Here is a 24,627-nt window from a genome sequence, read left to right as displayed (position 1 = left end):
AACGGGTGCAACAGGAGTAGCAGGAGCAACGGGTGCAACAGGAGTAGCAGGAGCAACGGGTGCAACAGGAGTAGCAGGAGCAACGGGTGCAACAGGAGTAGCAGGAGCAACAGGTGAAACAGGAGCAACGGGTGCAACAGGAGTAGCAGGAGCAACTGGAGCCACAGGAGTAGCCGGAGCAACGGGTGCAACGGGAGTAGCAGGAGCAACAGGTGAAACAGGAGCAACTGGAGCCACAGGAGTAGCAGGAGCAACGGGTGCAACGGGAGTAGCAGGATCAACAGGTGAAACAGGAGCAACGGGAGCAACAGGAGTAGCAGGAGCAACGGGTGCAACAGGAGTAGCAGGAGCAACGGGTGCAACGGGAGTAGCAGGAGCAACAGGTGAAACAGGAGCAACTGGAGCCACAGGAGTAGCGGGAGCAACGGGTGCAACAGGAGTAGCAGGAGCAACAGGTGAAACAGGAGCAACTGGAGCCACAGGAGTAGCAGGAGCAACGGGTGCAACAGGAGTAGCAGGAGCAACAGGTGCAACGGGAGTAGCAGGAGCAACAGGTGAAACAGGAGCAACTGGAGCCACAGGAGTAGCAGGAGCAACAGGTGAAACAGGAGCAACCGGAGCAACCGGAGCAGCAGGAGCAACAGGAGCAACAGGAGTAGCAGGAGCAGCGGGTGCAACGGGAGTAGCAGGAGCAACAGGTGAAACAGGAGCAACTGGAGCCACAGGAGTAGCAGGAGCAACAGGTGAAACAGGAGCAACCGGAGCAACTGGAGCAGCAGGAGCAACAGGTGAAACAGGAGCAACTGGAGCCACAGGAGTAGCAGGAGCAACGGGTGCAACGGGAGTAGCAGGAGCAACAGGTGAAACAGGAGCAACGGGAGCCACAGGAGTAGCGGGAGCAACGGGTGCAACGGGAGTAGCAGGAGCAACAGGTGAAACAGGAGCAACGGGAGCCACAGGAGTAGCAGGAGCAACGGGTGCAACAGGAGTAGCAGGAGCAACAGGTGAAACAGGAGCAACTGGAGCCACAGGAGTAGCAGGAGCAACAGGTGAAACAGGAGCAACGGGAGCAACAGGAGTAGCAGGAGCAACAGGAGCAACAGGTATAGCAGGAACGGGTGCAATCATTCCGTTTGCATCAGGTGCTCCAATTGAAATGGCAACAGTTGCAGGCGGTTTAGCAGGATTAGCAGGACTTGTAGGATTTGGAATTTCACTTCCGAATGTTACATTACTTCCTGGACCAGCAATTGATTTAACTGGACCACTTGCACTTATTGATTATGCATTCTCAATGCCTAGAGCTGGTACAATTACGTCTATTTCAGCATTCTTTAGTAATACAGTAGCTTTAGGTATTTTATCAACAAATATTGTTATTACAGCTCAATTATATAGTGCACCAGCAAATAGCAATAACTTTGCTCCACTAGCGGGAGCAAGTGTAACATTGCCAGCTCTACCAGCCCCTCTTTTATTGGGTCAAATTACGAGCGGTACTGCTACAGGTCTTTTAATACCAGTCGCAGCACAAACTCGTTTAATGATGGTATTTACTGCAACTGCAAATGGTCTTAATCTTATTAATACAGTTGTGGGATACGCTAGTGCAGGAGTAGCTATAAATTAATTAATAAATAGTAAAGAAAAATAGGAAATAGAATTAATATCCAAACCAACTTGTCCACTTTTAATACTATAAAGTATATTTCATTTACCTATGATGTTTGATAGGAATGAAATCTAGTAAATAGAGCGACAAGAACCACAGAAATAGCTTTCCTACCGATTTATTCTTAGCCTTCGTACCTGCTTTAACAACAGCTGCTTCAACCATTGACTGGTCCGTAGCGAACCCGTACTACTAAGCCAGCATGAAACAGGGGCTAACCTGATAAGGTTAGCTCTTTTTCATGCAGTATCTAATAACTAATTTTACTTATGAAGTATGCAAAAATAGCATCAACATGGAAGGAAAGGAGATTTAGATTGTTACAAAGTCAACAAAATGATGCTATTCATCTATCGGGCAATTCTTATACATACATATTTTTTGAAATGAGATCCCATTCCGATGTGAGATGCCATTATTGAAGAAACTAATTTCCTTTACATATAGTCATATGCATATTTTATAACGGACAACCATCTATTGCCAAAAAGTACAGACAAACCTCTGGGATAACTCGTATTATGAAGCATCACAGGAGGTGTTGTAATGAGTCTCTTAGCAGGCAAAAAGAAAAGTACCACTACAGGGAAAAACCGTTTGATTATTAAAAAAAGTAGGGCTAAGCTCCACAAAGTAAGTGGTTGCGGCTGTCACAAACGTAAGAAAAAAGGAAAAAAATGTTGTCGCAAAATTGTTGTCGTGATAGTCAAAAAAGGTCCAAAAGGAGATCGTGGTCCACGTGGCTTTAGAGGTTTCGATGGAGCTGCAGGTGCGATAGGTGCAACAGGAGCAACAGGAGCAACAGGAGCAACAGGAGCAACAGGAGCAACAGGAGCAACAGGAGCAACGGGGGATACTGGAGCCACTGGACCAAAAGGGAAACGTGGAGAAGATGGTGATCGCGGAAAGAGAGGTCATACTGGCCCAACGGGTCCAACAGGTCCAACAGGTGAAAAAGGTGATTGTGGTCATAAAGGTGATAAAGGAGATTGTGGTCATAAAGGTGATAAAGGAGATTGTGGTCATAAAGGTGATAAAGGAGATTGTGGTAATAAGGGTGATAAAGGTGATTGTGGACCACACGGGCCAATGGGTCCAATGGGTCCAATGGGTCCAATTGGAGCATCAGGAGCAACAGGAGTGGGAGAAAGGGGTCCGATGGGTCCAAGGGGTCCAATGGGACCAATGGGACCAGTGGGTCCAGTGGGTCCAATCGGACCAATGGGAGAAACAACTGCTATTAGATTACAGGAGCAACCAGAGCAACCAGAGCAACCAGAGCAACCAGAGCAACCAGAGAAATAAGAGTAGGTGCAATTATTTTCTTTTATCGTTGGGGGATCCGATTAGAATGACAACCATTTTAGTCGGAGTTGAAACTACGAGTCGAATAGGATTTGGTGATTAATGATTAAATAAGATAGCAGATAAAAAGAAATGGGCTCAATGTTACTATAATTCGTTACCTATGTTTGATATTAGGAATGAATGATAGTAAGTTGAGCTTTTTTGTGATTATGCTAACCTGCCAACCCAGCAAACGTTATACCCTTTAAATTTATTCCTTCCAACAGGTTAAAGTGACGAAAACTTAGGGTTTTTTCTAAAAAAACCTTGAATTTTTTTCGGAGTTATTACTTTTTTTGTGTTTATTTAATAATAGTTCCATAAATTGGATGAATGGTGCGGAGGCAATTCTTTTGATGGTTCAATAAGATAAAAGAGATACACATACAGAGTAAAGCATCTCCTTTTCCTGCTTTCTGGGGGAATAACGGAATTCTTGCCTTTACTAGAAAAATGAGGTGTGAGCTTTGAAGACCAGTATTATTATCTTAACTTATAACCAATTGTCTTTAACGCATGCTTGTCTCTCAAGTATTCGGAACCATACGACAGAAAGCTATGAAATTATTGTTGTGGATAATGGCTCCACCGATTTTACAGTAACGTTTCTTCAGATGTATCCGGATATCAAGTTAATTAGCAATCAGATAAACCTGGGGTTTGCTAAAGGCTGTAACCAGGGTTTAGAGGCTGCAACTGGAGAGTATATCTTGTTTCTCAATAATGATACGGTTGTCACAGAGAACTGGCTGACGAACATGATCAGGGTTCTCGATCAGGATGATCAAACGGGGATGGTAGGTCCTGTTACTAATTATTCAAGCGGCTATCAAAAAATCCCTGTTACGTATAGCGATATGTCACAATTAGATGAGTTTGCACTTAACCATCGCATGTTACATGCCGGACTTACTATGGAGGCACGCCGATTGGTTGGGTTTTGTTTGCTGACTAAGAAAAGCATTCTGGACGAAATTGGTGGATTCGATGAGAGATACGGATTGGGCAACTATGAGGACGACGATCTTTGCCTTCGTGCGCTTTATGCTGGATATAAGCTATATATTGTCCAAGATTCCTTTATACATCACGTTGGACATGCGACGATGAATCAATTGAATGATTCGAGCTTGTGGCAACTTCTGAATACGAATCGCCAGAAAGCGGCTGAGAAGTGGGGAGCAGACATTATCGGTTTGTTATACAAACCGCTTATCACAGTTTGTTTTTGTGTGGTTGTGAGGAGACTCGATGAACGATTTACGAATTGTATGAAATCGATTAAAGAGCTCGCGGATGAAATCATCCTCGTTGATCCGGGTTGTGCCGGTCTTACTCAAGAAGTTGCAGGTGCGTATACGGATAAATGGTTCATTTCAGATGGAACATATAGTGAGTGGGAGGCACGTAATTTAGCTTTCAAACAGGCATCCAAGGATTATATCTATTGGCTGGAGACGGATGAGGTTCTATCGGAAATGAATCAACGAAAGCTAAGAGGGTTAAAGCACTCGCTCGGCCCTGCGGTCGATGCAGTGACGATGAAGATACATCGTGAATCGGATTCAGAGCTTCAGGATAAGACAGATCTGCGCCATATTCGTCTTATCCGGAAGTCAGTTCTATTCACTTTGAATGAACAAACGACTGATATCTCGGTAGAAGGAAATATTTATCACAGCGACGTAGAGATCCAAAAAATGCTATAACATTAAAGGTTATGATCAGGAGACCTATGCACATTCAATACAAAAGGGGCTAACCATACATGGTAAGCCCTTTTTATTCGGTAGAAATTACCTACTCCAATTCAAATTCTTTCATTTTATTATAAAGAGTTCCGCGCGAGATCCCAAGCAACTTGGCTGCAGCGCTTTTGTTCCCTGCTGTTTTGGTTAGAGCTTCTTCAATCAACGTAATTTCATCCACTTCGGACACTGTTCCTTTTAACGTACTAGCGAATGTGTCAGCGTCCGTATTGAGGCTCTGCTGTAGCTCTTGTAGGGCAAGTGGCAAATGTTCTAACAAGATCATCTTATCTTCATTTAAAATAATGCATCGCTCGATGACATTTTTCAGTTCTTGAATATTGCCAGGCCAATCATACTGGATTAATGCCAGAATGACCTCAGGAGATAGAACAGGCGCTGGTTTCTGGTAATGCATAGAAAATTGTTTCAGATACATAAGAACCATGGCCGGTATATCTTCGTTTCGTTCGCGCAGAGGCGGGATTCGGATGGAAACAACATTCAGGGCATAGTAAAGGTCTGAACGGAATTCATGAGAAGCAACTTTACTAGCTAGATCCTTTGTGGTCGCAATAATGATGCGAGTTCGTACATGGATCGTTTGATTGCCGCCGGTGCGGACAAGTGTTTGCTGAGTAATGTATCGATAAAGCTTGGCTTGAAGCTCTAGTGACATTTTCTCAATATCATTTATAAATAGTGTACCCTCTTTGGCTTGTTCTAATTTACCGGGTTGACCACTTTGACTTCCACTAAATGCCCCGCCTTGATATCCGAACAATTCCGTCTCCAAAATGCCTGTAGGTACAATGCCGCAATGAACAGTTACAAAAGGCTGCACCCGGCGCGAGCTCGATTGATGAATAATTTGTGCAAGCTGCTCCTTTCCAACGCCCGATTCTCCGATGAGGAGGACGGGGGTGTCGGTTGCTGCGACTTTTTTGGCCCATTGGATGACCTTGCCGATGGCTGGCCCCTTTCCTTTGATCAGGGCAAAAGGATCCGCTTGCGAAGCTTCATTCGGGAGCCCAACGGACTCGATAGTTGTCAATTGTTCGTTCAATCGCACCAGTTGGGTAATATCTTGCTCAGTCGCGATACCGCCGATGATGATGCCCGCGGCATCTTTGATCGGTGATGCATTGATGAGAACGTGTGTGTCGGGTCTTGGACGATGATACGTGTTACGGATGAGACGGCCTTCATCTAACATTTTCAGAACCATCAAGGTTTCCACGTCAAAATGTTCACCAATGCGCTTGCCCACAATGTCTGCACGCGGCAGCCCATAGAGCTCTTCCGCAACAGGGTTCCAGCAGATAACAGCACCCTCCCGGTCTACGACCGTTACGGCGTCTGTCACGGTATCTGCCAGGGCAGCAAAGTAGGCATACCATTTCTGCCCCTCTTTCGTCAGGTAAGCGACATAAGCTGCTGGGGTGAGATAGCCAAGAATGGCTCCTAGTTCATTAGTACATAGAAAGGGGCGACTTCTTCCTCGTAATAGCTCTTGCATGTGGTCATGGTCGTGGAGCTCCACGATGGAACAAATAGGAGCGTTAAAATAGTCAATGCCCACGAGATGAGCCAGATCAGCCGTTGCTTCAAAAGCCTTCAACAACTGCCCATCCTCAGGTGTAAATAAGGCTATGGCAAGTTCTTGTTGGACCATGACGGCTGTTCCTTTTTGAATATATGAAGTCAGCTCTGAAAGTGTTGTCTCTATAGGAAGTGTTTGAATGTGTGTGTTCAATGGAAAGTGTTCAGGAATGAACATGTTTAACCTCATTTTTCGGCCTATTTGGTTTTTAATTTACCATGAAAAGGTAGGCGTTTCAACACATGTTGTCTCTTTGCTGAATATCGTACAGATATGGAGGGGTTACATGGAAAATGTACAAATCCAAAATTTATTATGAACACATAGTGTTCAAAAGTGAAATAAAAGTGTATAATCAAAATATAAATTAAACAAAAGTGTACATTTTTTTCTTGGAGGCAACCACAGATGGAACTCATGATGCGAAATATGTTTCAATCCTTAGGGAAAAGTCGCGCAGCCAATCGCTTAGCGAAAAAATATGGACTCCGTTTTGGCGCAGCACGTTTTGTTGCTGGTGAGACGATTGGGCAATCAATTAACGCGGTGCGTGGTTTGAATCAAGATGGCCGCGTAGCAACATTGGATCATTTAGGCGAGTTTGTTTTTAGCGTAGAAGAAGCGTTGGAATCAGCTGCGATGTGCATTCAGACGCTTGATGCGATTGCGGAATCGGGTGTAAAGTCTAATCTTTCCTTAAAGATGACCTCGTTAGGCCTTGATATAAGCAAAGAGCTTTGCGTGAGCAGCATGAAACGTATTTTAGATCGTGCTCGTCAGCATGGGAATTTTGTTCGGATTGATATGGAGGATTATGCCCACTGTCAAGTTTCCCTTGATATTTACCGCGAGCTTCGTCAAGAATACGACAATGTAGGCATCGTGATCCAGGCGTATCTGTTCCGTACTTTAAAGGATATGGATGATCTACATGAGCTAGGCGCGAATTTGCGATTGGTCAAAGGTGCATATAAGGAGTCTCCAGAGGTTGCTTTCCCAGAGAAAAGTGCAGTCGATGAGAATTATAAAGTGATTATTCAAAAGCATCTATTGAAGGGACATTACACAGCGGTCGCCAGCCATGATGAGGCCATTATTAACTTTACTAAACAATTTGTTAGTGAAAATAAGATCTCTAAAGATCAATTTGAGTTCCAAATGCTGTATGGGATCTGTGAAGATCTGCAAAAGCAGCTTGTGAAAGAAGGTTACCGAGTCCGTATTTATGTGCCGTATGGTGTGGATTGGTTTGGTTATTTCATGAGAAGGTTAGCAGAGCGCCCAGCGAATGTCTGGTTTGTTCTTAAAAATATGTTCAAATAATCCCTGAGAATCATATAAAAAGCTTTCTATTCGGAGAGGAGCAATTATACATGACTACACAAACAACAAAGGTAATTCCATACGCGAACGAACCGTTTACGAATTTTGCACAAGAAGTGAATGTAAAGGCGATGGAAGCGGCAATCGCGAAGGTGAAAGGTGAGTTTGGTCAGGAGTATCCGCTATATATTGGTTCTGAGAAGGTTATGACAGAAGCGAAGATTACATCCATCAATCCAGGGAATGTGGATGAAATCATCGGGTACGTGAGTAAAGCGGATCAAGCTTTGGCTGAAAAAGCAATGAACGTCGCGCTTGAAACTTTCGAGACTTGGAAAAAGGTTCCTGCTAGAGAGCGCGCGGAGTACTTGTTTAAAGCGGCTGCGCTGATGCGTGCTAGAAAACATGAGTTCTCGGCACTGATGATCCTTGAGTCAGGCAAAAACTACGTAGAAGCTGACGTCGATACGGCTGAAGCGATCGATTTCATCGAGTTCTATGCGCGTGAGATGATCCGTTTGAATCAAATTAATGAGACACAGCCGTTGGTGAGAATCCCTGGTGAGAATAACCAAATCTCCTATATCCCGCTTGGTGTGGGCGTTGTTATTCCGCCTTGGAATTTCCCGCTTGCGATTTGTGTTGGGATGACGGTTTCTGCCGTCGTTTCTGGGAATACTGTATTACTGAAGCCAGCTTCCACTACACCTGTGATTGCGCACAAATTTGTTGCTTTGATGGAGGAAGTGGGTCTGCCTGCTGGCGTTATTAACTTCATTCCAGGCAGCGGCGCTGAGGTTGGCGACTACCTGACGACACATCCGAAGACGCGTTTTATCTCCTTCACAGGCTCCAAAGAGATCGGCTTACGAATCAACAGACTCGCTGCAGATGTGGCGCCAGGTCAAATTTGGATCAAGCGTGTGATTGCTGAAATGGGCGGTAAAGACGGGATCGTCGTTGACGAAACCGCAGATCTTGATGCGGCTGCAGCTGCAATCGTGGCATCTGCTTTCGGCTTCCAAGGTCAGAAATGCTCCGCGGGCTCCCGCGCCATTATCGTAGAATCCGTCTACGACGAAGTGGTGGAGAAAGTCGTTGCTTACACGAATAAACTACAAAGCGGTTTGCCTGAGTTGAACTTCGCGGCAGGTCCGGTGATTGATCAAGCATCGTACAACAAAATTTTGGAATATATCGAAATTGGTAAAGGTGAAGGCACACTGCTGGCTGGTGGCGGTAAAGCAGAAGGTAATGGCTACTACATTCAGCCAACTGTGTTTGGTGATGTAAGCGGCAAAGCGCGCTTGATGCAGGAGGAGATCTTTGGACCTGTACTTGCGCTAGCGAAAGCGAAGGATTGGCAAGAAGCGATAGTGATGTACAACGACACTGAGTTCGGGTTGACGGGTTCGTATTTCTCAACGGACGAAGATCGCATCGCAGAAGCATTGGAAACTGTTCATTGCGGCAACTTGTACATCAACCGTAAATGTACGGGCGCACTTGTTGGTGTGCATCCATTCGGCGGCTTCAATATGTCGGGTACCGACTCCAAGGCTGGCGGCTACGACTACTTGATGCTGTTGACGCAAGCGAAGTTGACTTCGCGTAAGGTTTAGGCATCACATAAGCTAAACCAAAAACCCCACTTCAGATGAGGTGGGGTTTTTGGTTTAATTACTTGGAACACGAGCTACTGATTCTGTACTGATTCTGCTAACTTACGATACCCCGCCAATTTGAGCTAGACACAGTCACTTAAACAAGCTAATTACTTGAAGAAGCGCATTACGCTTGTTAACTCCGGGTATTTCCCGATATCCCGCAAAACCTCGCCAACCCCTTACCAAACCTCACCATACTCCACCTCACCTAGCTCGCCCATCTAGACCTTTGAGTTACGGAACGTGGTTCCGCTATTTGATCACTTTATCCGTTTCTTGAAAAGTTACGGAACGAGAGGACGTTATTTCATGGGAAACCCAGTGTATTGGCTATTAATCATAGAAATAGCGGAACTACGTTCCGTAACTTTCTGCTTTCGTGCATTTTAATACCAATAAGGGAACCACGTTCCGTAACTTGGTTGAGTCTCCTAACCTTTTCGCGTTGCGGGCCTCCTGAATCACAAATTCAGCAGATAGCTGCGAAATCTTACATTACCACTAGCTACTTTTAAAAGATGCTGTTCCGTCAATTGGTGTAAGAGAGTTCTCGTGTGCTTGGTGCTGATTTTTAGATGCAGGGACAATTCGGCGGCGGTTATGGGGAAGGGCGATCTCCGAGCGAAGCGGATTATTTCGCTTTCTAACCATGAAAGTGTCGAGGGGGCGTCGGTCGAGACGAATTTGCCTACGAGTGAAAGGATGAGCTGTTGGCACTGCTTCGGCGATTCTATGATGGAAGGATAGGCAATAGGGAGAACTAGCCAACCGTCCAACGCGAGGTTGGAATGTCGGAAGCAGAGGTCTTTGAATCGCGAAACTTCAAGATCACGTGCATGCGAACCATAACCTTGCACTTCAATAGTTGACTTCGCATCTCTGGGCATATAAGCGAGATCTAAGTAGCGATACTTATTTGCATAATCCCGGACTTCCCACTCTGGGTACAAATCATTGAAGTTTCCAATGGTTGGATACCAGATGGACCGAAGCAATTCAGTCTCAGCATGTCCTAGGCCGCGCTCTAACCGTTCTAGTCTGCGTTTATTCGTCTCACCCGCAATTTGTTCGGCCATAAATAGTTCGAATGCTTTCTCAAATTTCATACTATGTATTCACTCCTTATGCGGGTTCCAAAACAAAACGCCGCTCTCACCACGATTTCGTTAAGGAGGTACTCCTTAGAAATCATGATGAAAGCGGCGTGTGCTTCACGACCTGATTATTTTACACTAGTATACTTGAATGGAGCTGTTATTGCCACTTGAAAAAGATGAGCGAAACCTTCACTCTTCATTCGTTTGAAATTGAAAGTCAGCCAGAGACACACGTAGATCATTCGAAACGTGGACGCCCTCAGCTTCCAACAAAAACCGCTGCAGCTGCGCACCCTCATCATCCATAATCGCGATTTCTCCTCGGATGTTGAGGACTCTGTGCCAAGGGAGTTGGTGCTTTTTGCTCATCGCATGCAGAATTCGCACAACTTGGCGAGCTGCCCTTGGGCTTCCAGCTTGCCCAGCAATCTGGCCATAAGTCATCACTTTACCTTCTGGAATGGAGCGAATTACGTGGAGAACCCGTTCTGTAAAAGGTGTCATTATACCGGCAGGAACTTAATGCATACAGGCTGAGACATCTCAAGTACACTGCCAGTTGGGACTAGCTTCCCAGTCGCCTCGTCGCGGGCAAAGCTAACGATGTTATCGGAATCTTTATTAGCTACAAGGACAAATCGTCCATCAGGCGAAATCCCGAAATTACGTGGGTGCTTCCCAAGGGTTGGCGCATGTTCCACGACGGAGAGTATTCCGGTTTGCTCATCAATCGCATAGACAACGATGCTATCGTGTCCGCGGTTGGAACCATAAACGTAGCGTCCGTCAGGTGAGACGTGGATGTCTGCACACCCATTTTCGCCATTATAGGAGGCTGGCAGGGTTGGAATGGTTTGAATTTCTGTCAGTGTACCTTGTTCCTCATCATAGTTGAAGGCTGTAACCGTGGAACCAAGCTCATTAATCACATATCCGTACTTGTAGGATGGGTGGAAGGCAAAATGGCGCGGCCCCGAACCAGGTGTAACGGACACTTCCCCGTGTGGAACTAGACATTTAGCGGCTAGATCGAGTTTATATAAGATAATTTTATCAAGGCCTAAATCACAAGCTCCAATGTATCGATTCGCACGATCCACGAAAACGGAATGCGCGCGCGGCCGATCCTGAACCGGAAGAAGACTCGCGCCGTTATGCTGATGAATATCGGCAGAAGTGCCAATTTGACCATCGGCTAAAACAGGGGATAAGCCAACCATGCCCCCATGATAGCTTGTAACCATCACGACTTGATTCGTGTTGTCCAACTGGATATGACATGTTGTCGCAGGCAGCGTGTTTTCCTGATTCAGCAGCGTTAATTCACCCGTCAAGGGCTCGATCGTGTAAGCAAATGCTGCTCCACATTTCTGACCCTCCGTACCGAGAGCTTCTCCTAATGCGTATAATCTGGAATTTAATGCATCGACAGCTAGGAAGGTTGGATTTTGCAATCCAGACACGTGATGTGTAATTGCTAAGCTTCCCGTTTCTGCATCATATTGTGCCGCATACACCCCCGGATTCTTTGCGTCTGCGTAAGAGCCAATAAAGGCTAATGTTTGTTTCGTCTGTTGCTGCTTGTCCACTGAAAGTCACTCCATTCATCAATTTCACTAGAAGCATTATCTCAAATCCACATCGCAGCGGCAACTGTTGAGGGAATCCCCCTATTTTCGCCCAAAAATCTGAAAACTGTCCCCAACGTGTTACAAAGTGTAAAAGCCGAGAATAGACTACTGTAATACAAGGCCTTACGGACAGGAGGCATGTTATGAGTGACAGAACACTTTATCTCTTCGATGGCATCAACAAGACTTCAGTGAAACTGATTGTCGAGCAAATTATCAAAATTAATCAATTTGATGATGACAAAGATAAGAAGGAAAAGGATTTTAAACGCGTGCCCATCGACCTGATCATTAATAGTAATGGAGGCAGCGTTTACGATGGCTTCGGACTTATCAATGTGATGGAGAACAGCAAAACGCCCGTTCACACGTATGTGTATGGATTAGCGGCAAGTATGAGTCTGTTGATCGCGGTCAGCGGGCACAAACGGTATGCAGGCAGGCTGAGCACCTTCATGTATCACTCCGTTTCCACGCATATTGATGGTCATTTGGAGCACTTGAAGAATCGCGTGGATGAAACGCAGAGGCTGCAAAACATCTATGATGAATGCATTTTGTCCAAAACGAATCTGCAAGCTGAAGAGCTGGCTCGTGTGAAGGAGCATCAACGGAATTGGTATATGAGTCCGGAAGAGGCGTTAACCTATGGCATCATCGACAGCATCGTATAGCAAGATAGGAGAGAAGCCATACGGATTCTCTTTTTTCTTTGTTTTTTCTCGGCATTTGGTGTTTAATTGAGAGAAAGAGACATGGTGTAGCAGCGCGTGCTGATTCCGAATGAAAAGGAGAACCCTACTTTGTACAAAATTGTATTTTTTGATATTGATGGCACGTTAATTAATGAGGACAAGCAGGTGCCAGCAAGCACCGTTAAGGCCATTCACGATTTGAAGAAGAGCGGAATCGAGCCTGTTATTGCAACGGGACGAGCTCCTTATTTCATTAAGCCGCTGGCTGAGCTCCTTGGCATCGATTCTTATGTATGCTTAAATGGTGGATACGCAGTTTACAAAGGCGAGCCTCTTTACCACCGCGTCATCGCGAAGAGCGCGATCGAAGCTTTAGTAGAGCTGGCTGCGGCGCACCAGCATTCACTCGTATTTGAAGGTGAGCATACGTTTGCGACGGATGTGGATGATCATCCTTTTGTACATAGCTCCGTATCCTCATTGAAAGTTGATTTACCCAGCTACGACCCGCATTTCTGGAAATCAAACGATATTTATCAGGTTTTTCTCCACTGTGAAGCGAAGGATGAACATCTGTATGAGGGTCTGCTTTCAGAGTTTAAGCTCATTCGTTGGCACGAACATGCGATGGATGTGTTACCTGCTGGCGGTTCCAAGGCACAAGGCATTGCCGCGATGCTGGAGTTGCTAGGCTTGAAGCCAGAAGATGCTGTTGCTTTCGGGGACGGTTTGAATGATATGGAGATGTTATCTTATGTCGGTTTCGGGATCGCGATGGGCAATTCGCACAAAGATTTATTGCCTTATGCCGATCATGTGACAACACATGTAGATGAAGAGGGCGTACGCAACGGACTTATCACGGCAGGACTTCTGTAAGAGAGAACGATTATAAACAGGGTGAATAGGATGAAAATTGCTTTTTTTGATTCAGGCCTAGGTGGAATTACGGTTCTGAACGAAGCCATGAAGAGAATGCCTCATGAGGATTTTATTTATTTTGCAGATACAGCGCATGTGCCCTATGGGATCAAATCGAAGGATGAGGTTCTGGCCTTCGTCAAGCAATCGGTGGATGCCATTATCCAAGAAGAGATTAAGGCGCTTGTGATCGCCTGTAATACAGCAACGAGTATTGCGATTGCCGAGCTAAGGAAAATCTACAAGCTGCCCATCATTGGGATGGAGCCTGCCGTAAAGCCAGCCCTAGAGATGAATCGTTCATCAGGCAAAAGAGTGCTTGTATTCGCTACACCGCTCACGCTGAAGCAGGCTAAATACCGGGAGCTAGTATCCCGGATTGATGATCTGGGAATGGTAGATTCGCTTCCGTTGCCGGAACTAGTAGAATTTTGTGAAAATCTCATCGTGGATGGCCCGCAGATGATCGACTATTTTATGACGAAATTGGCCCCTTTTGATCTGAGTGCCTATGGAACCGTTGTACTGGGCTGCACACATTACCCATTCTATAGTGGGATGTTAAGTGAAATGCTGCCTAGTCATATTCAAATTGTGGATGGAAGCAGAGGGACAGTGAATCGCTTAATGCAAGTTTTGCAGGACAGCGACCAGCTGCTCGAAACGGGGAGTGCGCATGTGAAATGGATGTGCTCCAGCTCGGATTCCTCCTACATACAGAAGATGGAAAAGGCGCTAGCCTTCCTGCAAGCCGCGAAATGAATAAAAGCAGTCAATAACTAGAGCTTCTAGTTACTGACTGCTTTTAATGTTTTCTTAAAGCTTAAATCCGAATTTCGAGCAATTCGTAGCTAATCACGCCCATCGGTGCGTTCACACTGATCACATCGCCAACCGACTTATTCATGAGGGAGATCCCTAGCGGGCTTTCATACGAAATTTTATTTTCGTTGACATTCGCTTCTTGTGAACCAACAATTTTGTACTCGATTTTCTCGGCAAATTCCACGTCATTCAATACAACGGTAGAGCCAACTTGTACTTTGGATGTGCCGGTATTCTTCACGACCTTGGCCTTTTTGAGCATCCGTTCAATCGTTAGCACGCGTGTTTCCATGAAAGACTGATCGTTCTTTGCAGAATGGTATTCGCTGTTTTCCTTTAGATCGCCGTAGGAAATCGCCAATTTGATACGGGCTGCTAATTCCTTACGCTTCACTGTTTTCAAATCTTCAAGTTCTAGCTCTAAACTGCGTAAACCCTCAGGGGTCAAAATGATTTCATCATTAGACAAACGTCAAGCACCTCGTTTCATTCGATATTAGCTATACTACTAAAGTACTGGTGACAAGTAAAGCAATCGGTATGAGGAATTATTTGTGGCGGCCTATTACCTCTGTAATAGTGGATGGGTTATTAACCTGTTTAAACTATTTTTTGTTACAAGTATACAAGAAATTGTTTTAAATTTACGTATAAATAAATTGAAAGCTATTCAATTTATTTAGGTGGGATGAACATGATTTTAAGAGGACTTGTTGATATTAATATCTCGTCAGAATTAAATGCAAATACGATTTTGATTAATGAATGCGGGGGCGGCCCCGCAGCTAGTTTGTTTAAAATTCCAGATGGTTCTATCGTTATTCTCCAGAGGGGAAACATCAGGAAGAGGATGCGTGTTGTTAAAGGAGATGCATCGGAATGCGATTTTCATATCGCTGCATTAAATACGAATACAGCCCGACTCTTCAAAGTCAAAGAGGAACAGCGCTATTTGCTTGTGTTCAATGAGGATACGAACATCATGAGAATGTTCAGAGCGCCTGTGACCCGTGGCGCGGCTCAATTCGCTCTCGATCGGAATCGACTCCACGAAAACACCATTACTTTGGGTGGTCCATTTATGGATGATTTTGGGATTAAAAGTACTAGAAAAACAATAACCGTCCAACGTGGAGGCGTATGCCAAACATTTAGAATCTTGAAAAGTGGTGTAGAGACTCCGGACATTTTCTTTCAATTAACAGCGATTAATGCTGCAAAATTTAATCTGACCAATAGAAAAAAATATCGCTTGGCATATAATCAAATAACAAACAGACTTGTCATTGGCATGCAAGTGAAATAATGGTTAAAAAGATGCACGGATCAAATGATCCGTGCATTTAACACATAGTGCCAGAACGGAATGGCAAGACAGGCAACTAATAGAAACCAGCGAAATACGGTTTCACTCGCAGAACCCGTGTCGATCGCCAACCATTTGGGCAGTAGTCGTATTTTGAATGGAATCGGCCAGAACAACTGGACGCCCCGGTCATTCAGAAGGTCGATTAAGGCATGTGAAGCATAGGACAGGAGGAATACCCAGAAATATAAAGGGTTCAGAGGTAAGCTGATCACAGCGAGCAACCCCATAAAAAGCAGAGAGTGTGTCAATGTTCGATGTTTAATTTTCAAAATATGAAGCAGCGCAGATAAAGGGAATAAAACCTTGGCCATGGTGGAACTAGGCTTATCGACGTCTGCTAATGTACCTGCCAAGCAGCCGAGTAATAGAGAGCCTGCGGCATCCCAAGTGAAGAAGCTGATGTCGCTTTGAATGAGAACGAGCTCGGCAGCAATCATTCCAGCAACACTATGTGTTTTTTGCAGCATAATAAACGCCTTCCTATCTATGAGTTCGATATAACTTTATACTATTCGATTTGGACATGGAAATTAAGGGTATCGCCAAATAAAATGAGAAAAACTTCTATCGAAGTCCTTCGAGGATGAGCGACCGCGTTTTAAAGGTTGTTTTTATCGCCAATTAGAAAGATATTTTCGGAAACTGAAAATTTATACTTTCTAATGTGGTAGAAGATGTCGTATTTGACCTATATAAATGTCTTGATACACCTTAATATTAAAGAGCTTAATCCTCTACAATAGGACGTACAGGTGCAGAAAAGCTGTATGCACATCACACACGACGTTCCGTGTATCAAGGAGGAGAAGTCCATGAGTACCATTCAAATTTCAGCTTTGCATTGCGAATATAGAGTCAATCCTGTTGGATTGGATACCCCGAAGCCACGCTTTACTTGGCAGCTCGAAGCTGACACCAACGCTATCCAGCAAGCTGCTTACCGAATTCAGGTGAGCCTGCAATCAAATGACTTCGAACAAGCGAACTTGGTATGGGACACGGATCGAATCACTTCGGATCAATCCGTACTTATTACGTACGAAGGACCTGAGCTTCTTCCGCGGACTCGTTATTTCTATCGTGTTCAAGTATGGGATCAATCAGGTCTTGAATCGCTTTGGAGTGAAATCGCTTACTGGGAAATGGGGCAGCTTCGGACATCGGATTGGCAAGCGGAATGGATTACACCAGATCCAGCAAATTTAGATCCAGATGCGGAAGAAGCCTACTATCTTCGAAAAACATTCAACGTAAGCGGGCAGATCCGCAAGGCGACGATCTACGCGACAAGTCACGGTGTCTACGAGTTAGAGCTCAATGGCGCGCGAGTCGGCGATTGGGAGCTTACACCAGGCTGGACAAGTTACAAGCATCGCTTACAGGTACACTCCTACGATGTTACGAATAGGCTGACATCAGGGACTCAGCATACCATTGGCGCGGTGCTTGCGAATGGTTGGTTCAAAGGAAACCTAGCGTGGGCGCATCAGCGGAATATTTACGGAAGCGTAAGAGCGCTTCTTTTGCACATGCATATCGTCTACGCGGACGGTTCTGAGGAAGTCGTAAACAGTGATTCCTCCTGGCGAGCATCGCTCGGTCCTATCCGAATGTCAGAGCTTTATCATGGCGAAATCTACGATGCTGGATTAGAGCTTTCGGGTTGGAGTCTGCCGAATTATGAGGACTCATCATGGGTTCCTGTAGCTGAACTGAACTATGGCAAAGAAACGCTCGTCATGCAGGAAAATGAGCCTTCTCGCGTGACGGAGCAGCTGAAGCCTGCTGCTGTCCTTGAAACCCCGTTAGGCGAAACTGTGCTTGATTTTGGGCAAAATATGGTTGGAAAAGTGCAGATGCGTTTCAGCCTGCCTGCGGGTACTCGCATTGATCTGCTGCATGCTGAAGTGCTTGACGCGCAAGGTAATTTCTATATTGGGAACCTACGGTCGGCAAAGCAAACAGTTACCTATGTGTGTAAAGGGCAAGGGGAAGAGTCCTATGCGCCGCATTTCTCGTTCCAAGGGTTCCGCTATGTCAAAGTTGTCGGTTGGCCGCAGGAAATAGCCTTCGACGCTACGTGTTTTACGGGCCAGGTTATCCATACAGATATGGCAGCGAAAGGGACGTTTGAATGTTCGCATCCACTCTTGAATCAACTGCAGCGTAATATCGTTTGGGGTCAACGCGGTAATTTCCTTGATGTGCCGACCGATTGCCCGCAGCGTGATGAGAGGCTGGGATGGACTGGGGATGCGCAAGTATTCATTCGGACTGCGGCATTTAATTATGATGTGACCCTCTTTTTTAGCAAATGGTTACGAGATCTGAAAACCGACCAACGCGATGATGGAGGTGTCCCTTTCGTTATCCCTCACGTCCTAAAGGAGCATGAACATTCCTCTGCAGCGTGGGGAGATGCAGCTGTCATTTGCCCATGGACACTCTATCAGGTTTACGGGGATAAGCGAGTTCTGGAAGAGCAGTATGACAGTATGAAAGGTTGGGTTACCTACATCCGTCAGCAAGGAGACAGTGAATGCTTGTGGCAAACCGGCTTCCATTTCGGCGATTGGCTAGGTTTGGATGCCAAAGAGGGCAGTTATGTCGGGGCTACGCCAAAAGATTTGATTGCAACTTGCTTCTATGCTTACTCGACCTCATTGTTTGTCAAAACTGCTGAAGTGCTAGGACGCGAAGCGGATGTCGCAGAGTTCTCAGCCCTCTATGTGCGCATTGTGGAAGCTTTTACAGCGGAGTTTGTGACACCGAGCGGGAGGTTGGCTGGGCACACGCAGACCGCACATGTGCTTCCGCTGATGTTCGGACTTGTAACTGGAAGCACACGAGAGCGCTTGGCAGCAACCCTGGCTGCGTATGTGAAGGAGCAAAATTACCATCTGACGACAGGCTTTGTCGGCACACCTTATCTGTGCCATGTGCTGTCGGAGAATGGCTATCATGATGTGGCTGTTAAGCTTGTTCAGCAAGAAGACTATCCATCTTGGCTGTACCCGATCCATCAAGGGGCTACGACGATTTGGGAGCACTGGGATGGCATCAAACCGGATGGTACATTCTGGAGTGATAATATGAATTCCTACAATCATTATGCCTACGGTTCGATTGGCGACTGGCTATATCGGAAAGTGGCAGGTTTGGATTCAGATGATCGGCAGCCAGGGTACAGACGCGTGGTCTTCCGACCTCGACCAGATTCTGGCCTCACTTATGCCAAAGCATCCCTTATTACGAATTATGGGGTGGTTCGCAGTGAGTGGACAATCGAAGAGGAAGGCGTCGTCAGTTACACGTTCCAGCTCCCGCCGAATACGACAGGTGAAGCATTCTTATCCGGGACGACCATTTCGGAAGTGACTTGCAATGGTCAGAAGATAGAAGCCGTATGGGGCATTAACAATGTTCGGGAAGCAGAAGGCGATGTATCCTTCGAGCTTGGCTCAGGAAACTATCAAATTCGCGTACATGCATGAGACTAAGCTCCTTCTCTTGGTCATTCTAGGTTTATCGAGTATAATAGATCTAACGAAGGTTCCTAGAGGGAGAGTTACAAGATGGCTGTCATCAACGCAATGGAAACCGTGGTCACTCAATTGTTCAAAGAGTTTCGGAAAAATTATGATTTGAAGTGTGATTGTTTAACTTGCCAAGATGATATATTGGCAATAGCGCTGAACCAACTTCCGCCACGTTATACCTCCAGTGAGAAGGGGCATCTATTTGTAAAAGGGGAATTTACGAATCAACAGTTGCGTTCGGACGTAATGCGAGAACTGATGGAAGCATCGAGCATTGTTGAGCATCATCAGCATCATCGTGAATAAATGACATATGAAACCAGCGGCTTCTTCTGAAGCCGCTGGTTTTCCTTTTGGGAACTTAATTAACCTGAATGCAAATAAAATTACATAATATAGAAAAAAAAGATGTAAGAGATGCAAAAAAAATTGCGCTGTCTTCTTGCTCATTTCGAGATAAGATAGAAGTAGGAATTTCCAAATAAATGAAAATCAGGAGGGGTTCGTGTGAAAACAGAGCAGTTTAATGGCATTTTTGATTCGGTCTTAACGGATATTGTACAGCAATCTTATGGCAATATGTGCTTGCCCTCCGATGAACAAATCCAACAATCCATGAAAAAAATGATGTCGATGCTTGAAGAAAACCCGAAATGGTTGTTGCACAATGAATGATCGCGACCATTTTAAAGCCATATCCAATGACACACTTGTTGATGCTTATATAAATGCAAGTCGGATGAAGCTGAGTAAGGAATTCCTCATGTTTCTACTGCTTGAAATTCAAGCAAGACAGCTTAGTTTATTTCAAGATAACAGCTTAGAAAGTACAAGTTAATGTGTACCGCGTGCGGTGAGTTTAAAAAGAGGTATGAATCCTTTACAATGTAACGGACAGGGAGCTCCTGACGTTGCACGGTAGGGGATTTTTTGTTTTCGGAAAAGGGCGGCCATTATGTCTATACGCAAAAAAATCCGCTCCTTGGATGACGATTGCGAGCTTGCCAACCGTCTTGGTTTATGTCCTTTTTAGTGAGCAAGTCGAGAAAGCGATGACCGTAGGGTCAGCTGTGAAAGGGTAAAATATGTCAGAAATCGTTAAAATGACCCCGTTCGGGGTCATTTTTTGCATGAAAAGTACGCAATTAACCATATATCAATTCCCCTTATAAGTCTCATAAGATGATTCTAATTGACCTAAGGGTGCGCACTATGATAGGTTTCAATGGAGAGTAAAAAAAGTGCGAAAAATAGCAAAGCTTATCAATACATGCTAATGAGGTGGATTTTGTTGGAACTTCAAGTCTTAAACAGTCCTTTTAACCAAGAGCAAGTTGAATTGCTCAACCGCGTCCTGCCAACATTAACAGATATGCAACGAATTTGGCTGAGTGGCTATCTAACAGCTCAACAAGGTTCGACAACTTCTGCGGCAGCGCCTGCTACTTCCGTACCAACGGCGCTGGCAAGTCAACCTGTCATTTCCAAAGAAGTTACGGTCCTTTTCGGATCACAAACAGGTAATTCCCATGGATTAGCTAAAAAGCTAGCTAAAAAGCTAGAAGAGCAGTCGTTCCAAGTAACGCTCTCCTCGATGAGTGACTTCAAACCGAACAATCTGAAAAAGGTACAAAACCTACTCATGATTGTGAGTACACATGGTGAAGGCGATCCGCCTGATAACGCGATCTCATTCTACGAATTCCTTCATAGCAAAAGAGCGCCTCAATTGGAAGAACTGCGTTATTCCGTTCTATCCTTGGGCGATACGTCTTATGAATTCTTCTGCCAAACAGGTAAAGATTTTGATAAGCGTTTGCAAGAGCTTGGCGCGAAATCATTAACTGATCGTGTGGATTGTGATGTTGACTTCGATGAGCCAGCAGCAGCTTGGGTGTCAGGCGTTCTGAATGCTTTGAGTGCTTCATCGGATGCAGTCACCGTTGGTGGCGTTGCTGCCGTGGGTGGAAGTGCTGCTTCCGCTGAGTCAGAATACTCCAGAACGAACCCGTTCCAAGCAGAAGTGCTTGAGAACTTGAACTTGAATGGCCGCGGCTCCGATCGTGAAACGCGTCATGTGGAAATCTCCTTAGAGGGTTCCAATTTGCAATATGAACCAGGCGATAGCTTGGGTGTATTCCCAGAAAATCATCCGCGTCTTGTCAATGAAGTGATTCAAGCGATGGAGTGGAATGCAAGCACGCCTGTTGCTGTTAACAAAAATGGCGAAGAACGTCCTTTGCAAGAAGCACTTCTTCGTTACTACGAAATCACTGTCTTGACGAAACCTTTGCTAGAGCAAGTAGCAAAGCTAACTTCAAATGATAAGCTGCAAGAACTCGTTGCTGTTGGTAATGAGGCTGAGTTGAAATCTTACATTGCAGGTCGCGATCTGCTTGATTTAGTGCAAGACTTCTCCCTACAAGGTGTGTCTGCTAGCCAGTTCGTTGCCGTTCTTCGTAAATTGCCTGCTCGATTGTACTCGATTGCTAGTTCGTCCAAAGCTTCACCGGATGAAGTGCATATCACCGTGCGTGCGGTTCGCTATGAAGCCAATGGACGTAACCGTTATGGTGTTTGCTCCGTTCACCTTGCTGAGCGTGCACAATCGGGCGCAGCGTTGCCTGTGTACATTCAAAGCAACCCGAACTTCAAGCTGCCTGAGAACCCAGAAACGCCAATCATCATGATCGGACCTGGTACTGGTGTAGCGCCATTCCGTTCTTTCCTTGCTGAGAGAGAAGAGACGGGTGCAGACGGAAAAACGTGGTTATTCTATGGGGATCAGCACTTCGCTACAGACTTCTTGTATCAAGTTGAATGGCAGCGTTGGTTGAAAGATGGCGTTCTAACGAAATTAGACGTAGCCTTCTCCCGTGACACGGATCAAAAAGTATACGTTCAGAATCGCATGCTAGAGAAGAGCCGTGAGCTATACCAATGGCTGCAAGAAGGTGCTGTTGTGTATATCTGTGGTGACGAGAAGAGAATGGCTCATGATGTAAATGCCGCTCTAATCACGATTCTTGAGCAAGAGGGCGGATTAAGCAACGACGAAGCCGTGCAATATGTGGCTAATATGCAACAGCAAAAACGTTATCAACGGGATGTTTATTAAAATAGGATCCCCGCGATCACGAGAGGAGAAAGCTCAAGATGTCAGAAAATAATTTACTATCGAAGAATAGTGCTCCACATAGCGATGTAGAACAAATTAAAATTCGCAGTAACTACTTACGCGGAAGTCTAGAAGAAACGCTTGAGAATCGCATCACAGGTTCCATCCCCGAGGATGATAACCGTTTGATGAAATTCCACGGCAGCTACATGCAAGATGACCGTGACCTTCGTAACGAGCGTGCGAAACAGAAGCTAGAGCCCGCCTACCAGTTCATGCTGCGCGTACGTGCTGCTGGCGGTATCGTAACCTCTGACCAATGGTTGATGATGGATCGCGTTGCACAGAAGTATGCGAACGGGACGATTCGTCTTACGACGCGTCAATCCTTTCAATTGCACGGTGTCATCAAATGGAACATGAAGAAAACGATTCAAGAAGTGAACGCATCCATGCTCAGCACCCTTGCTGCATGTGGTGACGTGAATCGTAACGTGATGTGCAACCCGAACCCGTACCAATCCGAGGTTCATGGTGAAGTGTATGAGTGGGCGAATCGCATCTCTAACCACTTGGATCCGCGTACGAGAGCCTACCATGAAATTTGGCTCGATGGCGAGAAAATGATTGATAGCCGTGACACGGAAGAGCAAGAGCCGATCTACGGACACGTGTATTTGCCGCGGAAGTTCAAAATCGGTATCGCGGTTCCACCATCCAACGATGTAGATGTCTACTCGCAGGATCTTGGCTACATCGCGATTATTGAAGAAGATCGCTTGGTGGGCTTCAACGTATCCGTCGGAGGCGGTATGGGGATGTCGCACGGCGATGTGAAGACGTATCCGCAAGTTGCTCAAGTGATCGGCTTCATTAAGCCAGAGCAAGCCGTTGATCTAGCAGAGAAAACGGTTATGATCCAACGTGATTACGGTGACCGTTCTGTGCGTAAACATGCTCGTTTCAAATACACGATCGATGATCGCGGGATTGAGTGGTTCGTGAACGAACTACAAACGCGACTTGGTTGGAACCTTGAGCCAGCTCGTTCGTTCCATTTCGAATCCAACGGGGATCGTTATGGTTGGGTAAAGAATAGCAACGGGAAATGGAATTTCACGATGTTCATTCAGAACGGTCGCGTTATGGACGATGGCGACTACCGTTTGATGACAGGGCTTCGCGAAATTGCGAAGATCCATACTGGCGATTTCCGACTTACGTCGAATCAGAACTTGATGATTGGTAACGTGACTTCTCAGAAAAAGAAAAAGATCGAAGAGTTGATCAAAGAGCACGGCATTACGGATGGTCTTCACTACTCCGCGTTGCGCAGAAACTCGATGGCGTGCGTAGCGTTCCCAACTTGCGGACTCGCTATGGCGGAATCAGAGCGTTATCTGCCTTCGTTGATTACGAAAGTAGAAGCAATCTTGGAAGGTGTCGGCCTTCGTGAGCAGGAAATTACAATCCGGATGACGGGTTGCCCGAATGGTTGCGCACGTCCGATGCTTGCCGAGCTTGCTTTTATCGGTAAAGCGGCAGGGAAATACAACATGTATCTAGGTGGCGGATTCGCAGGAAACCGCTTGAATAAATTGTACAAAGAAAATATCGGTGAGTCCGAGATTTTGGATTCCCTGCAAGCGATCATCCCTCACTATGCCAAAGAGCGTCAAGGCGAAGAGCACTTCGGTGACTTCGTTATCCGCGCTGGCTATGTGAAAGAAGTGCGTTCAGGTCAAGATTTCCACGCTTAACAAGAGAAGAGCAGGTAAAGTAGCTATCTACTTTACCTGCTTTTTTCATGCGCTGTTATTCTTCGCTGCGTCTCATGTTGTCCCACCTGGTGCCGCGCGGCAAGCAGCAAGAAATCTGAAAAATAGCTAGGATTTTTTCGTATAATTGGAATTTTTGACCGATTTGTTTCGGAATAGATGTAGGTTTTACAGTTAAAATTTGTGTAGTGTATGTGATGGAACGAATATTGGAGGATGTGGGTAACTGAGCTACATGGCGTAACAGTGTGTAAAGGTGGCGTGGTTAGTGCGGCATGTAGCGCTCTTCATATG

Annotated in this window: 21 protein-coding genes; 15 read left to right on the top strand and 6 right to left on the bottom strand. The window is 45.6% G+C overall.

Features of this window, described 5'->3' with window-relative positions; translation table 11 throughout:
• The 3 genes from AC58PQ_RS10945 to AC58PQ_RS10935 all read left to right on the top strand — a co-directional run.
• The coding region (locus tag AC58PQ_RS10945; RefSeq protein ID WP_497241960.1) for a beta strand repeat-containing protein at nt 1-1,630 on the top strand (1,630 nt) is incomplete at its 5' end.
• Between the two features lie 588 nt (nt 1,631-2,218).
• A complete protein-coding gene (locus tag AC58PQ_RS10940; protein WP_497241959.1) occupies nt 2,219-2,977 on the top strand; it encodes a hypothetical protein in 759 nt (252 codons plus the stop codon).
• A gap of 509 nt (nt 2,978-3,486) precedes the next feature.
• Complete coding sequence (locus AC58PQ_RS10935; RefSeq protein WP_497241958.1) at nt 3,487-4,728, top strand: glycosyltransferase family 2 protein; 1,242 nt, start codon at nt 3,487-3,489, stop codon at nt 4,726-4,728.
• Between the two features lie 91 nt (nt 4,729-4,819).
• Here AC58PQ_RS10935 and AC58PQ_RS10930 read toward each other — a convergent pair whose 3' ends face one another.
• Nucleotides 4,820-6,547, bottom strand: coding sequence for a sigma-54 interaction domain-containing protein (locus tag AC58PQ_RS10930; RefSeq protein WP_497241957.1), 1,728 nt, complete (start codon nt 6,545-6,547; stop codon nt 4,820-4,822).
• Between the two features lie 231 nt (nt 6,548-6,778).
• Here AC58PQ_RS10930 and AC58PQ_RS10925 point away from each other — a divergent pair, with 231 nt between their 5' ends.
• Nucleotides 6,779-7,693, top strand: a complete 915-nt coding sequence (locus tag AC58PQ_RS10925; RefSeq protein WP_497241956.1) for a proline dehydrogenase family protein — start codon at nt 6,779-6,781, stop codon at nt 7,691-7,693.
• Nucleotides 7,694-7,743: 50 nt separating this feature from the next.
• Nucleotides 7,744-9,315: an L-glutamate gamma-semialdehyde dehydrogenase gene (pruA, locus tag AC58PQ_RS10920; protein WP_497241955.1), complete on the top strand. Its 1,572-nt coding sequence runs from the start codon at nt 7,744-7,746 to the stop codon at nt 9,313-9,315.
• Between the two features lie 506 nt (nt 9,316-9,821).
• Here the strand turns inward: pruA and AC58PQ_RS10915 are convergent.
• The 3 genes from AC58PQ_RS10915 to AC58PQ_RS10905 all read right to left on the bottom strand — a co-directional run bounded on the left by AC58PQ_RS10915 (nt 9,822) and on the right by AC58PQ_RS10905 (nt 12,046).
• Nucleotides 9,822-10,466, bottom strand: coding sequence for a transcriptional regulator (locus tag AC58PQ_RS10915; RefSeq protein WP_497241954.1), 645 nt, complete (start codon nt 10,464-10,466; stop codon nt 9,822-9,824).
• Between the two features lie 180 nt (nt 10,467-10,646).
• Nucleotides 10,647-10,961: an MGMT family protein gene (locus AC58PQ_RS10910; protein WP_497241953.1), complete on the bottom strand. Its 315-nt coding sequence runs from the start codon at nt 10,959-10,961 to the stop codon at nt 10,647-10,649.
• Nucleotides 10,961-12,046, bottom strand: coding sequence for a lactonase family protein (locus AC58PQ_RS10905; protein WP_497241952.1), 1,086 nt, complete (start codon nt 12,044-12,046; stop codon nt 10,961-10,963). Before AC58PQ_RS10905 ends, AC58PQ_RS10910 begins: the two co-directional genes overlap by 1 nt.
• 185 nt (nt 12,047-12,231) lie before the next feature.
• Here AC58PQ_RS10905 and AC58PQ_RS10900 point away from each other — a divergent pair, with 185 nt between their 5' ends.
• From AC58PQ_RS10900 to murI, 3 genes are all read left to right on the top strand, one after another.
• Nucleotides 12,232-12,762 (top strand): ATP-dependent Clp protease proteolytic subunit, encoded by a 531-nt coding sequence (locus AC58PQ_RS10900; RefSeq protein ID WP_497241951.1) that lies wholly within the window; start codon nt 12,232-12,234, stop codon nt 12,760-12,762.
• A 129-nt stretch (nt 12,763-12,891) separates the two neighbouring features.
• On the top strand, nt 12,892-13,662 hold the full coding sequence (locus tag AC58PQ_RS10895) for a Cof-type HAD-IIB family hydrolase (RefSeq protein WP_497241950.1): 771 nt from the start codon (nt 12,892-12,894) through the stop codon (nt 13,660-13,662).
• Between the two features lie 30 nt (nt 13,663-13,692).
• Entirely contained in the window at nt 13,693-14,466 is a 774-nt protein-coding gene (murI, locus tag AC58PQ_RS10890; protein WP_497241949.1) for a glutamate racemase, read from the top strand.
• A 61-nt stretch (nt 14,467-14,527) separates the two neighbouring features.
• Here the strand turns inward: murI and greA are convergent, their stop codons facing one another.
• Nucleotides 14,528-14,998, bottom strand: a complete 471-nt coding sequence (gene greA / locus AC58PQ_RS10885) for a transcription elongation factor GreA (RefSeq protein WP_497241948.1) — start codon at nt 14,996-14,998, stop codon at nt 14,528-14,530.
• A gap of 225 nt (nt 14,999-15,223) precedes the next feature.
• Here greA and AC58PQ_RS10880 point away from each other — a divergent pair, with 225 nt between their 5' ends.
• Nucleotides 15,224-15,835, top strand: a complete 612-nt coding sequence (locus AC58PQ_RS10880) for a hypothetical protein (protein WP_497241947.1) — start codon at nt 15,224-15,226, stop codon at nt 15,833-15,835.
• A gap of 20 nt (nt 15,836-15,855) precedes the next feature.
• Here AC58PQ_RS10880 and AC58PQ_RS10875 read toward each other — a convergent pair whose 3' ends face one another.
• A complete protein-coding gene (locus AC58PQ_RS10875; RefSeq protein ID WP_497241946.1) occupies nt 15,856-16,365 on the bottom strand; it encodes a metal-dependent hydrolase in 510 nt (169 codons plus the stop codon).
• 345 nt (nt 16,366-16,710) lie between these two features.
• Here AC58PQ_RS10875 and AC58PQ_RS10870 point away from each other — a divergent pair, with 345 nt between their 5' ends.
• The 6 genes from AC58PQ_RS10870 (at nt 16,711) to cysI (ending at nt 24,315) form a co-directional block, all read left to right on the top strand.
• Nucleotides 16,711-19,392 (top strand): alpha-L-rhamnosidase, encoded by a 2,682-nt coding sequence (locus tag AC58PQ_RS10870; protein ID WP_497241945.1) that lies wholly within the window; start codon nt 16,711-16,713, stop codon nt 19,390-19,392.
• Nucleotides 19,393-19,473: 81 nt separating this feature from the next.
• A complete protein-coding gene (locus AC58PQ_RS10865) occupies nt 19,474-19,743 on the top strand; it encodes a late competence development ComFB family protein (RefSeq protein WP_497241944.1) in 270 nt (89 codons plus the stop codon).
• Nucleotides 19,744-19,944: 201 nt separating this feature from the next.
• Nucleotides 19,945-20,112 (top strand): hypothetical protein, encoded by a 168-nt coding sequence (locus AC58PQ_RS10860; protein WP_497241943.1) that lies wholly within the window; start codon nt 19,945-19,947, stop codon nt 20,110-20,112.
• Nucleotides 20,105-20,275: a sporulation histidine kinase inhibitor Sda gene (gene sda, locus AC58PQ_RS10855; RefSeq protein WP_497241942.1), complete on the top strand. Its 171-nt coding sequence runs from the start codon at nt 20,105-20,107 to the stop codon at nt 20,273-20,275. Before AC58PQ_RS10860 ends, sda begins: the two co-directional genes overlap by 8 nt.
• Nucleotides 20,276-20,728: 453 nt before the next feature.
• A complete protein-coding gene (locus AC58PQ_RS10850; protein WP_497241941.1) occupies nt 20,729-22,555 on the top strand; it encodes an assimilatory sulfite reductase (NADPH) flavoprotein subunit in 1,827 nt (608 codons plus the stop codon).
• Nucleotides 22,556-22,593: 38 nt separating this feature from the next.
• Complete coding sequence (cysI, locus tag AC58PQ_RS10845) at nt 22,594-24,315, top strand: assimilatory sulfite reductase (NADPH) hemoprotein subunit (protein WP_497241940.1); 1,722 nt, start codon at nt 22,594-22,596, stop codon at nt 24,313-24,315.
• Nucleotides 24,316-24,627: the final 312 nt, after the last annotated feature.

The organism is Paenibacillus sp. J22P143, from assembly GCF_059692035.1.
Note: the sequence above shows the minus strand (reverse complement) of the source record. Positions and strands in the feature narration are given on the sequence as shown.